At 32.8% G+C, this 12565-nt stretch carries 12 protein-coding genes; 11 read left to right on the top strand and 1 reads right to left on the bottom strand.

Annotated elements, in window-relative coordinates; genetic code table 11:
* Positions 1-2: 2 nt before the first annotated feature.
* The 10 genes from atpA to PUH65_RS10890 all read left to right on the top strand — a co-directional run bounded on the left by atpA (position 3) and on the right by PUH65_RS10890 (position 10481).
* Positions 3-1580 (top strand): F0F1 ATP synthase subunit alpha, encoded by a 1578-nt coding sequence (gene atpA / locus PUH65_RS10935; RefSeq protein WP_305520037.1) that lies wholly within the window; start codon positions 3-5, stop codon positions 1578-1580.
* Between the two features lie 70 nt (positions 1581-1650).
* A complete protein-coding gene (atpG, locus tag PUH65_RS10930; protein ID WP_305520036.1) occupies positions 1651-2508 on the top strand; it encodes an ATP synthase F1 subunit gamma in 858 nt (285 codons plus the stop codon).
* Between the two features lie 491 nt (positions 2509-2999).
* Positions 3000-3878: a T9SS type A sorting domain-containing protein gene (locus PUH65_RS10925; RefSeq protein ID WP_305520035.1), complete on the top strand. Its 879-nt coding sequence runs from the start codon at positions 3000-3002 to the stop codon at positions 3876-3878.
* A gap of 134 nt (positions 3879-4012) precedes the next feature.
* On the top strand, positions 4013-5371 hold the full coding sequence (locus PUH65_RS10920) for a hemolysin family protein (protein WP_305520034.1): 1359 nt from the start codon (positions 4013-4015) through the stop codon (positions 5369-5371).
* Between the two features lie 33 nt (positions 5372-5404).
* The gene (locus PUH65_RS10915; protein ID WP_305520033.1) at positions 5405-5722 is read left to right on the top strand and encodes an ATP-dependent Clp protease adaptor ClpS; all 318 of its coding nucleotides are present in this window, start codon (positions 5405-5407) and stop codon (positions 5720-5722) included.
* A 42-nt stretch (positions 5723-5764) separates the two neighbouring features.
* Positions 5765-6421, top strand: coding sequence for a rhomboid family intramembrane serine protease (locus PUH65_RS10910; RefSeq protein ID WP_305520032.1), 657 nt, complete (start codon positions 5765-5767; stop codon positions 6419-6421).
* A gap of 423 nt (positions 6422-6844) precedes the next feature.
* Complete coding sequence (locus PUH65_RS10905) at positions 6845-7672, top strand: GLPGLI family protein (RefSeq protein ID WP_305520031.1); 828 nt, start codon at positions 6845-6847, stop codon at positions 7670-7672.
* A 46-nt stretch (positions 7673-7718) separates the two neighbouring features.
* A complete protein-coding gene (locus PUH65_RS10900) occupies positions 7719-8597 on the top strand; it encodes a hypothetical protein (RefSeq protein ID WP_305520030.1) in 879 nt (292 codons plus the stop codon).
* A gap of 74 nt (positions 8598-8671) precedes the next feature.
* Positions 8672-9586: a S9 family peptidase gene (locus PUH65_RS10895; RefSeq protein ID WP_305520029.1), complete on the top strand. Its 915-nt coding sequence runs from the start codon at positions 8672-8674 to the stop codon at positions 9584-9586.
* Positions 9587-9710: 124 nt separating this feature from the next.
* Positions 9711-10481 carry a tetratricopeptide repeat protein gene (locus tag PUH65_RS10890; RefSeq protein ID WP_305520028.1) on the top strand — a complete coding sequence of 257 codons (771 nt, stop codon included), beginning with the start codon at positions 9711-9713 and terminating at the stop codon, positions 10479-10481.
* 348 nt (positions 10482-10829) lie between these two features.
* Here the strand turns inward: PUH65_RS10890 and prmC are convergent, their stop codons facing one another.
* A complete protein-coding gene (gene prmC, locus PUH65_RS10885) occupies positions 10830-11681 on the bottom strand; it encodes a peptide chain release factor N(5)-glutamine methyltransferase (RefSeq protein ID WP_305520027.1) in 852 nt (283 codons plus the stop codon).
* A 167-nt stretch (positions 11682-11848) separates the two neighbouring features.
* Between prmC and PUH65_RS10880 the strand changes: the two genes are divergently transcribed.
* A complete protein-coding gene (locus PUH65_RS10880) occupies positions 11849-12388 on the top strand; it encodes a C40 family peptidase (RefSeq protein ID WP_305520026.1) in 540 nt (179 codons plus the stop codon).
* Positions 12389-12565: the final 177 nt, after the last annotated feature.

Genomic DNA, 12565 nt, shown 5'->3' with positions numbered 1-12565 from the left:
AAATGGCAGAAATAAATCCAGCAGAAGTATCTGCAATTCTTAAACAACAACTAGCCAACTTCGAGACGCAGTCGAATGTAGAAGAAGTAGGAACGGTATTAACCATCGGTGATGGTATTGCTTTAGTATACGGTTTGGAAAATGTTCAGTACGGTGAATTGGTAAAATTCCAAAGCGGTGTTGAAGGAATCGTTCTTAACCTTGCGGAAGACAATGTAGGGGTAGCTCTTTTGGGTGAATCTAAATTGGTCAAAGAAGGTGATACGGTGAACAGAACTCAAAGAATTTCATCAATTAAAGTTGGGGAAGGAATGTTGGGTAGAGTAGTTGATACTTTAGGAAACCCTATTGATGGTAAAGGACCAATTACAGGTGAAACTTACGAAATGCCTTTGGAAAGAAAAGCGCCAGGAGTAATTTTCAGACAGCCGGTAACTGAGCCATTACAAACAGGTATTGTTGCGATTGATTCAATGATTCCAGTTGGTAGAGGACAAAGAGAGTTGATCATTGGTGACCGTCAAACAGGTAAAACTGTGGTTGCAATTGATACAATCATTAATCAAAGAGAATTTTATGATGCAGGTGAGCCTGTATTCTGTATCTATGTAGCGATTGGACAAAAAGGTTCAACGGTTGCACAGATCGTAAAAACATTAGAAGATAAAGGAGCTTTAGCATATACAGTAATTGTAGCGGCAAACGCTGCTGATCCAGCGCCAATGCAGGTATATGCACCAATGGCTGGAGCAGCAATCGGAGAATTTTTCCGTGATACCGGTAGACCAGCATTAATCGTGTATGATGATTTATCAAAACAAGCAGTTGCTTACCGTGAACTTTCTCTATTGTTAAGAAGACCACCGGGCCGTGAAGCTTATCCAGGAGACGTTTTCTACCTTCACTCCAGATTATTGGAGAGAGCAGCGAAAGTGATCAAAGATGATACAATTGCTGCGCAGATGAACGATTTACCGGATTCATTGAGACCTTTGATAAAAGGTGGTGGTTCCTTAACTGCACTTCCAATTATCGAAACTCAAGCGGGTGACGTTTCTGCTTATATCCCGACGAACGTAATTTCGATTACTGACGGTCAGATTTTCTTGGAAACAGATTTATTTAACTCAGGAGTTCGTCCGGCAATTAACGTAGGTATTTCTGTATCTCGTGTGGGAGGTAATGCTCAGATTAAATCAATGAAGAAAGTTTCTGGAACTTTAAAATTAGATCAAGCACAATATAAAGAACTTGAAGCGTTTGCTAAATTTGGTTCTGATTTAGATGCTTCAACTCAAGCAGTTATTTCTAAAGGAGAAAGAAACGTGGAAATCTTGAAACAACCTGTAAACTCTCCACTTCCTGTGGATAGCCAAGTTGCGATGATTTATGTAGGAACAGAAAACTTGTTAAGAAACATTCCTATTAATAAAGTGAAAGAATTCCAAATAGAATATGTAGCGTTCTTAAGATCAAAACATCCTGAAACAATGGCAGCCATTAAATCTGGAAAAATTGACAAAGGAATTACAGATATTCTAAAACAAGCCGCTATCGAATTAGCGTCGAAATACAACTAAAAAATATTCAATTTTCAGTATTCAAGATTTCTAATTTTGAATACTGAATTTTAAACATTGACTTCAAAGAATGGCAAATTTAAAGGAAATACGCGGGAGAATTACTTCAATCTCTTCCACAATGCAAATTACGAGTGCGATGAAAATGGTTTCGGCAGCGAAACTAAAGAAAGCAACCGATGCTATTGTGATGTTGAGACCTTACTCAGAGAAGTTGCAGGAAATTATTGAAAATGTAAGTTCTACAGTAGATTTAGAAGGGGTTTCTACCTACACCGAAGAAAGAGAAGTGAAGAAAGTTCTTTACATCGTGGTTACTTCTAATAAAGGTCTTGCTGGAGCATTTAACTCTTCTGTAATTAAAGAATTGAATAACTCGATTGCAGATTCGCAGCACGAAATAGAAATTCTTACCGTTGGTAAAAAAGTTTATGATGCGGTTCGCAGAAGCAAAAAAGTGTACGATAACCAAAGTGCTATTTTTGATGGAATCAGTTTCGAAGTCGTTTCTAATTTCGTAGAAAACGTGATGAGAGATTACCGCGAAGGTAGTTTTGATAAAGTGTACGTAATCTATAATAAGTTCATTAATGCTGCAACGCAAGAAGTAAAGAAAGAACAGATTTTACCAATCGCTCTACCTGAAAAAGCAGAAGCACCAAATACAGATTACCTTTTTGAGCCTAACGCCAAGGAAATTTTAGATGTGTTAATGCCGAAGTCGATTAAAACTCAGGTTTACAAAGCAATTTTAGATTCAGTAGCATCTGAACATGGAGCCAGAATGACTGCGATGCACAAAGCAACCGACAACGCTGAAGCATTAAGAAATGATTTGAAAATCTTCTATAACAAAGCACGTCAAGCTGCAATTACCAATGAAATTTTGGAGATTGTGGGTGGTGCCGAAGCATTGAAGAATTCTTAATAAAAAGTTGTTTTAAAGAATATAAAGACTGTGATTTTTCACGGTCTTTTTCTTTTGTCTTATTTATAAGAAGGGGTAGTAAAGTTGTTCGTTTTCAGATTAAGTGCTTTATTACTAACCATATAGGTGATTTCATTACCATAATATTTATTAATAAATTTTAATTTTTAGTGGCAAGTTTCATTGTTTTAAAAACTAAAAGTATTATTAGAAAAAGTAAGGGTTTTCAATTAATGTAAGATATCTTTCTCCTGGGAATGTACCGTTTAGTTCCAATAAAAGGTGGTGAAAGAAAAAAATCTATTAAATTTATTAAAAAGTAATCTTCATTCATTTTATATTAAAGTATTTGATTTTCAGATGCTTTTTTTTATAATCAGCAAACTAATATTGTGATTTTGGCGTATTTAAACCCTTGTGAAATAGGTGTTTATACTTGAACTTTAGGTATTAAATTGAATATGTTTGTTTCTAAATAAAAATTAATTATTATGAAAAAGCTCAACATTCTTGTAATTTGTTTTACTGTAATGTGCAGTTTTACCCAAGCGCAGACTTATCAAAATAATACTCCTACTGCAGATGCTGTAGCAGAAACCAGAATTGGTGGATGCGGGTATAATGTCCAACCTGGCGTTCAAATGACAGTTATAAATATTCCTATCGTTGGTACAATTTCAGATGCATCCAAAATTACAATTAATTTAGGTTTAAATTCACAATGGCTAGGAGATGTTACTGTAGATCTCATAAATCCTGAAGGACAAGCAATTACATTGATCCGTAGATTAGGTGCTAATTTAGTAACATCTTGTGGAGATTCTTCCAAATTCTCCGGTACAAATATTTTGAGTTTTAATTCTACCCATACTACGTTGATCGATTTTTCTATACTTTCAACTGCAACAATACCAGCTGGAAATTACGCACCAACTTATGGGAATGCACCCTATCCAACGCATAATCCGGGAACTTTAGCAGCTTTTTTACCAGGTAAAAAATTGGATGGAGAATGGAGATTGATTTTATATGACTATGGAACGGGAGAACCAAGTTCAATCGCTTCTTGGCAAATGATCATAGGGAATGGTGCAACAATGAAAAGTAATGAGGCCGGAGTTTTTGGAAATGAACTTTCTTTAAAACAAAATCCGGTGCAAGATCAATTGCTTTTAAACATGAAAGATGATTTTAAATCTTTGTCGCTTGGTATTTATGATGCCTCTGGAAAAATGGTTAAGAATGAAAATATCTTGAGAAACTCTAAAGATTTTCAAGTTGATGTTCGAAATCTTTCTCCAGGAATGTATCTACTAGTTCCTACCAAAGACGGAGAGAAAAAACAAAGTATTAAATTTATTAAAAAGTAATCCCCATTATTTTACATCCAAAGCATCTGATTTTCAGATGTTTTTCTTTTTCTATAAATATCTTATGTTGAAAATACTTTAATTTTAATTATTAATTTTGCGTATCTTTGTAGCAATATTTTTTAAATTTCTAAATGGATTCTGACATAATTAAGCTATTATTAGCTGTGTTCTTAGTATTACTGAATGGTTTTTTCGTAGCCGCAGAATTCTCAATCGTTAAAGTTCGTTACTCCCAAATTCAGTTGAAAGCTGCAGACGGGGATTCTATGGCGAAACAAGCAGAACACATCATTAAGCATCTTGATGAATATCTTTCTGCCACGCAACTGGGGATTACGTTAGCATCTCTTGCTTTAGGTTGGGTTGGTGAAAGTGCAATGCATCACGTAATCGAAAACCTCTTTCATTATTTCGAATTAGCAGTTGCAGAAGCTACTATTACAACAATTTCATTAATCTTAAGTTTCCTTATTATTACGGTTATGCATATTGTTTTTGGGGAATTAATTCCGAAATCAATTGCAATAAGAAAAGCAGAACCTACCGTTATGGCTATCGCAATGCCACTTCGTGTTTTCTATACCGTATTTAAACCATTCATATGGTCGATGAACCACATGTCTAATGCTTTTTTACGTTTGATCAAAATTCACCCTGCGTCAGATCAGGAAATTCACTCGACCGAAGAATTGCAATTATTGGTGAAGCAGTCTGCAGATTCAGGCGCGATTGAAGAAGAGAATTATGAGATTATTAAAAATGCATTCGATTTTACAGATCACTCTGCGAAACAAATCATGATTCCAAGACAGAATATCTCTTCAATCGATATTGAGCAACCAATAGAAGAAATCATTAACATTATTATGGAAGGTGGGTATTCCAGACTTCCGGTTTATGAAAATTCAATTGATAATATTGTTGGTATATTCTATGCAAAAGAAATCATCCGGGAATACGTAAAGCGAAAAGGCCAGATTAATCATGCAGATTTGAAAGAACTAATGCGTGATCCGTTTTTTGTGGTAGGAAGTAAAAAGATTTCAGATTTGCTGAAAGTATTCCAACAGAAAAAACAGCACTTAGCTGTAGTGATCGATGAATTTGGTGGAACGGAAGGAATCGTAACCCTGGAAGATATTTTGGAAGAATTGGTAGGGGAGATTCAGGATGAAGAAGACGAGGAAGAAAGAATTGTTGACAAAGTCGGCGAGAACGTTTTCTGGGTAAAGGCGACACAACCTTTAGATGAAATCAATGAAAGTTTACCGAAGATGTTTCCACTTTCAGAAGATGGTGAATACAATACTTTAGCCGGATATATCTTACATGAATTACAGGATATCCCTGAGGAAAATCAAGAATTCAACATTAATGATTACCACGTAAAAATTCTGAAAATGCAGAATAAAAGCGTTGATCTTATAGAACTAACCTACGAAGAGCAAAGTATTGACAGTGATTTGACCAACGAGATTGGAGAAATTTAATTTAAAGAATAATCATTTTTAAAATTAAAGAAAATGGGTTTACAGTATAATATTCCAACCAATATTAAGGATTACGAAAATCCGCAGCGCGAATACGAAGAAGATGTTGCGGTCTTAGAAAAAGAAGACGAAGTCTATAAAATAATTTTATGGAACGATGATGTTAATACCTTTGATTACGTCATCGATGCGTTAGTCGAGATTTGTGAGCACACTTTGGAGCAGGCCGAACAATGTACATTTTTGGTCCATTACAAAGGCAAATGCACCGTAAAAACCGGGAGTTTAGAAAAACTAAAACCCATGCACGAAAAGTTACTTTCCCGAAGTTTAACTTCAGAACTAGTTTAAACCAAAGTTTCGGTCTCCGAAACTTTTATTTTGTAAAATAATATGAGTCCAGTTTTATTGATCATCATTGCCGCAACCGCAATCATCAGTTATATCGCTTTTAGCAATCACGCACTTTTCGAAAAATATAAGTTCAATGTCGGTGCAATTTTGCGTAACAAAGAATATGTGCGTTTAATTTCTGCCGGTTTTTTACACGCCGACTTAATGCACTTAATGTTCAATATGTTGACGCTGTATTTCTTCGGACCCATCGTTATCGAAGTTTTTGGCGCGTTCGGATTTCTACTCGTTTACTTTGGCTCTATCCTTTTAGGAAATATTTTCTCACTCTATCTTTATAAGAATCAATCTTGGTATTCAGCGATTGGCGCGAGTGGTGGAGTTTCCGGGATTTTGTTTGCATCCATTGCGATGATTCCAGATCTGGGAATTTACTTCTTCTTTATTCCGATTGCAATTCCGGGTTACCTTTTCGGGTTCGCCTATTTCGCCTATTCAGTTTACATGATGCTCAATCCAAGACAGCACGATAATGTTGGACATGCCGCCCATTTAGGTGGTGCTTTTTTCGGTTTAGTTTACGCCGTTGCTATTCAGCCCGAAAGAGCCATCGATAACGGATTATACTTAGGAATCATGGCGCTGCCGTTGATTTATATGGCGTATATGGTTTTCGTGAAAAAGAGGATTGGCTAAGGTTTTTTGGAGCAACAAAATTTTCGCTTCTTCGAAATTTCGGTCCCGCTTTCCATTACAATCTTTTTTCTGCACTCTGGTCTAAAGACGAAAGTACAGAAAAAAGGATTTCCATTCCAAATCGAAGAATGAGATTCGACGATTCCTTTAAAAAAAATAAATAATACAGAGTCAATCGGGGCTATAAGTTCGGGCAGTTTGTCTCACCCAGATTTACAAAATAACTTTTCCATCCAAACTCAAACCTTCAAGATTTTAAAAATTTTGAAGGTTTCATAATTTTCAATAACGCAATAACTTAACTTTTCTGCGTTCATTTTGCCTACGCTATTTTCCATCAAAAACAATAGAAAAATCAACTTTAAGTTCAACCTTTTTGAAATAAATTTTTACATTATCTTGCAATGAAATCATTTAATAAATATGATGAAAAAATCTCTTTTATCTTTACTCTTTTTACTAAGCAATTATTTAGTTTTTCAGAGTCAAACTTTCACTTATCAATACCAATTTATACCAGATTCTACTGCAACAAAAAATAAGGTTTCGCAATTAATGATTTTAAACATTAACAAAGATCAATCGGAGTTTTATAGTTTAGAAAAAATGAAAATAGATTCCACACTTTTAGATAGAAGAAATAAGGGAAACAATGATCCCCGATATACTCAAAGTGAATATATTTCAACGTACAGAATTTTAAAATATCCAAATGAGAAAATACTTGATCATAAACTTACTTTAGGAATAACATCATATTTACTAAAAGATGACCGTGAGATTAACTGGAAATTAGAATCAGAATTTGCCGAAATACTGGGGTATAAAGTTCAAAAGGCAACAACCACTTTTGGAGGTAGAAAATGGATTGCCTATTTCACCAAAGCTATTCCTTTTCCCGATGGACCTTATAAATTTAGAGGCTTGCCTGGACTTATTGTAAAAGTTGCAGACGAAAACGATCAACATGTATTTGAGTTAATAGGCGTGAAAAACTCCGCAGCAAACTTTGTCTATCCTTCCTCCGTCAGTTTAAAAGATTTACCATCGTTAGACTATAATATGTTTAAAAAGAAGTTTAAAGAATACCGGGGAAATCCGGCAGCAGATTTAATGGGGAGTATTCCCGACCAACCCGATCGCAATGGCAATATGAAAACAGGGACTGAAATTTGGTTAGAAATTTCTAAGCGAGAAAAAGACAAGTTAAAAAAAGATAATAATATCCTAGAAATTGATTTGTTACGATAATTATTAGAATCGTCCAATTTAATTATAATATTAAAAAAAATAATTTATGAATTCAAAATTTACTTTTCTAATAATTTTACTGTGCACTTTTTCGACAAATGCTCAATCACAAACTATTGCATTTAATTGGGAAAAAGATTCAATTAATGGAAAATTGATTGACAAAATTGCAATGAGTGTTCCTTTCACAATTGAAAATCAGACATACAGATCTCAATTTGATTTAGGTGCAAATACAACTTTAATTTATGATAAATGTTTTGAAAAAACAGAGTTAATAAAATCTAAGGAAATTAGACCTAATGATTTTGCGGCAGGACATAGTATGTTTGTCGTCAAAAATCAAAATTTAAAAATTGATAATTTTGAGATAAAAAACTATGATCTTCAAGGTTTATTAAATTTTGAACAGGGTGAAGTTTGTGGAGTGGTCGGCTCTGATATATTCAAAGACAAATATGTAACCATAAATTTTTCTAAAAAAGAGATTGAAGTATCAGATAAACTAAAAAGAAAACTTCTGAAACAAATACAATTTGTCGACGCAAAATATATTAATAACAAATTGCATGTACCTATAAGAATTGATGATAAAACTTATTATTTTTTATATGATAGTGGGGCGAGTATATTTCCAATGATTACTTATAAAGAAAATATGAAGCAAGTTATTGAAAATAAAGAGATTGTTGAAAATTTCAATTTAAAGAATTTTAACAATCCATTAATTTTAAGAGCTGTTGACATAAATAAAAACATTCAGTTAGGAAATAATAATTTTATGGTAAAACAACTATGGTTCACAGACGAAGATTATTTTGGATTTAAACAACAAGACATTGATGGAATTATCGGAAATGATTTCTTTTATGACAAAATCATAGTTCTTGATTTTAAGAATAAAAGATTTGGTATCGTTGGATAATTAGTAACACCTATTTTAAAATCAATTTATAAAGTCCCTTTAACTCTTACTTTATTAAAAATTTATCAGTCCTAATGAGAAAAGTATTTTACCTCTATCTATTATTGATATCCGGAATATTTAGCGCGCAAAATTCGTTAGTTAATCTTGAACAGGCATTTACAGAAAAACATGAAGGATATACTGCGAAAAATAAAAACGAACAACCGGTTTTTAAAGAAGAATATAAATACCTGGATTCGGTAAATATTTATGGATATAATTATTCTTCCATTGATAATCTTAAAATAAGAGGTTTCTTAATCGAGCCAAAAGCAGAAGGCACTTATCCGGTAATTATTTTTAATCGAGGTGGTAACAGAGAGTTTGGTACGGTGACGTTATCAACACTAACTGATTTTCTATCTAAAATAGCAGCAAGAGGCTTTATTATTATTGGTTCCCAATTACGCGGAAGTGGTAGAAGTGAAGGGAAAGATGAATTTGGAGGAAAAGACATTGGAGATGTTCTAAAATTATTAGAAATTATTGATCATCAAAGTAATGCTGATGCTAATAAAATTGGCATGTTAGGAGTTAGCAGAGGTGCTATGACCAATTTCTTAGTCTTGAAAGAAACGGATAGAATAATGGCGAATATTACAGTCGGCGGAATTGCAGATTTAAACCAAAAAGACAGACCAGAAATGGTTCAGCTTTATAAAGAACTCATTCCCGATTTTGAAAAAAAACCGAATAAAGAATTAGATAAACGCTCATCGTTGCTTTCCATTCCGTTACTGAAAAATAAGAACTTGAAAAATTTCATTATTCATGGAGCCAATGATGAAAGAGTTAATGTGGAAAATGCTTTTGCATTATTTGATAAATTGAAATCTAATAAATTTTCAACAAAATTATTAATTTACGAAGATGCGAATCATGGAATTAACAATAATACGAATAATCTGATAACCGAAATAATTAGTTACTTTAGAAATTATTTATAAGTGTTGTAAAGCCGTTTAAAATATATAATGATTATAACATTTTTACAAACAAAAATTAATGAGAATCACCCTTAAACTATTAACTCTATTCTTTCCTTTCTTACTTTTTTCTCAAAATTCAAGTATGATTAAAGAATTAGATGCAACGCAAAAGAAAATCTTTTTAGAGCTTGTCACTAAAGATGCCAAGGTTTCTCTTTTTTCTGTAGAACATCAACTTTATTTAGATTCTTTAATTGCCATTCTTCCGAAAGAACCTTTTTTTTGGCAACAAAAAGCAATGCCCTTATTTAAGCAAAAAAAATATGAACTTGGGATGAAATATTTAGATAAAGCCATCGAACTTGATTCTACAAATCATTACCGAGAATACAGAGCTTTTATTAAATGTATTTTCCAAAAGAACTATTCCGAATCTTTGGAAGAGTTTAATTATTTAACGAAAATCAATGGTGACTACGGAATAATAATGGATCATCCTTACAGTTTTTGGATAGGATTGTGCTATTTGCAGTTAAATGAATTTGACAAAGCCCAAAAGTTTATTGAAAAATCAATTGCATTTGGACAGAAAAATAATTTCGTAAATCCTTATGAACTATTTTATTTAGGAATTATAGAATATGAAAAAGGAAATTATCAGAATGCAATAAACAATCTCAATAAATCACTAGAACAGTATGAGAAATTTTCGGATGCCAAATATTACAAAGCACTTTCTTTAATAAATCTTAATAAAAAAGAAGAAGGTGAAATTTTACTTTTAGAAGCCCAAAAAGATTTTAAAAATGGGTTTTCTTTCAATGAAGGAAATTCATTGTATGAGCAATTTCCTTATCAAGTTAATAATTTTTTGTTTGGGTATGCGAACAATTATATTAAATTAAAAAATTAGTTCATCCAACTTTAAGAGTCCGTTTAAATTTTAATAAAACAAATTAGACACATAAGAATTAGTTTTCGCTTTGAAAATATTTAGAAGACAAAGTTGAAAATCTTTGATTTTCGAAACTTATGAGAGCTTTTAAAAGTATTTTTTTCCTAAAACTTATGTGACTAATGTGTTTAAAATTATTTTTTGATAATTTTAAACAGGCTCTAAGAATATTATAAATATCAATGAGAACAGGCTTTCGCAACTTTGCGAGAAGTAGAAACACCGACAAAGTAATCTCTCCCAAAACTCCTAAACCTTGAAAGTTTGATAATTTTCAACAACTCCATAACTCAATCAACCAATCACTCAAAAACGTCCCCAAACAATCCTCTCATTCCCCGATAAATCCTTCATCAATTCCACTTCTGATAAAACATCCGTAAAAAGTTCCAAAGTTTCGTTACCCAACTTCTGATTAATTTCCAGAAAAACAAAACCATTTTTAGCCAAATGATTTTTGCAATCTTCTGCAATCTTTTCGTAGAAAATCAACGCATTTGACGTCGGCGAGAACAACGCCATTTTAGGCTCAAATTCTTTTACCGAGTCTGCAATCTCATCTTCTTCCTCCATTCCAATATAAGGCGGATTAGAAATAATAACATCATAAACCTCAATCAAATTTGCCTTCAAATAATCCTGATGAATAAAATTAATTTCAACCTGATGAAACTCCGCATTTCTTTGTGCCATTTTCAAAGCGTTTTCCGAATAATCAATCGCCGAAACTTCTGTTTCCGGAAAATGTTTTTTTAACACAATCGGAATAATCCCAGACCCAGTTCCAATATCCAGAATTTTAAATGCTTCCGACTTCCGACTTCCAGCCTTAATTTTCTCAATTGCCAGTTCCAAAAGTTCCTCCGTTTCTGGTCTAGGAATTAAAACATGCTCATCAACGAAAAACTTTAAACCGTAAAATTCTGTTTCACCTAAAATCTGTTGATAGGGTTTTCCCGTTTTTAACTCATCAATGATATTTTGAAGTTCCTTTGATTGTTTATTTTCAACTTTTTCAGTCATTGCTTTTCGAAGTGCAAATTGATTCCAGTCCATAAGATGTTGCACGAAAATATCGAACAGGATTGAACTTTCAGAATCTGTGTACTTTTCGGAAATCTCTTTTTTAAAATAAGTTTTATAATCTTGATACGTCATTTTTAATTTTAGATGTTTCGGGATTTTAAATATAAATCCTTTTTTTTAAAGTAGAATCGAAATAACTTAAAAATGCTTCTGGAAAGGCTTTTAAAAAAGGAAATTTCAAATAATTTAAACGCAAATTTAAATATTTTCATTAATTTTGAAAAAATTGAAAAATAAAAATGAAAAAATATCTTTTGATTGTCTTTTCAACTGTAGTTTTGATCTCCTGTGGTTCTTCAAAAAATGTGGTAGTTAAAAGAACAATTCCCACCAAGACTGTTGTAAAATCAGCAGGTTTAAAAAATTTGGAATCTTATTATTCAGGGAAAAACTCAAACACGGTGAATGAATTATTGAAAGATGCTCAGAAATATTTGGGAGCACCATACAAATATGCCGGAAATACTTCTTCTGGATTTGATTGTTCTGGCCTGGTTTGTAAAGTTTTCGATGAGAATGACACCAAACTCCCACGCCGTTCTGAAGATCAATCCAATCAGGGAAAAGAAATTTCGATTAAAGAGGCAAAACCCGGAGATTTGGTTTTCTTCGCAACCTCAGGGGGTAGGAGAGTAAATCACGTTGGAATCGTGCATGATATCGGTAATAATGGTGAAGTTAAATTCATTCATTCCTCCACTTCCAAAGGTGTAATTATTTCATCACTTAATGAAAAGTATTGGAACAATGCTTATCTTTTCGCCCGAAGAGTTTTGTAAATTTGTATCCAGTTTTATTACAGAAAGGAATTATCTATTATTTAATAGAAAGGGAATTTCATTGTGAACTTTGCTAAGTGTAACGCCTTTTCGCCCTTAAAAAACGAACGAAAAACATTATATAATAAAAACTTTGCGGCCTTTGCGTTAAAAAAAATATTTTTATTAACAACAAAA

The sequence above is a fragment of the Kaistella sp. SH40-3 genome (genome assembly GCF_030686865.1).
Classification (GTDB): domain Bacteria; phylum Bacteroidota; class Bacteroidia; order Flavobacteriales; family Weeksellaceae; genus Kaistella.
Note: the sequence above shows the minus strand (reverse complement) of the source record. Positions and strands in the feature narration are given on the sequence as shown.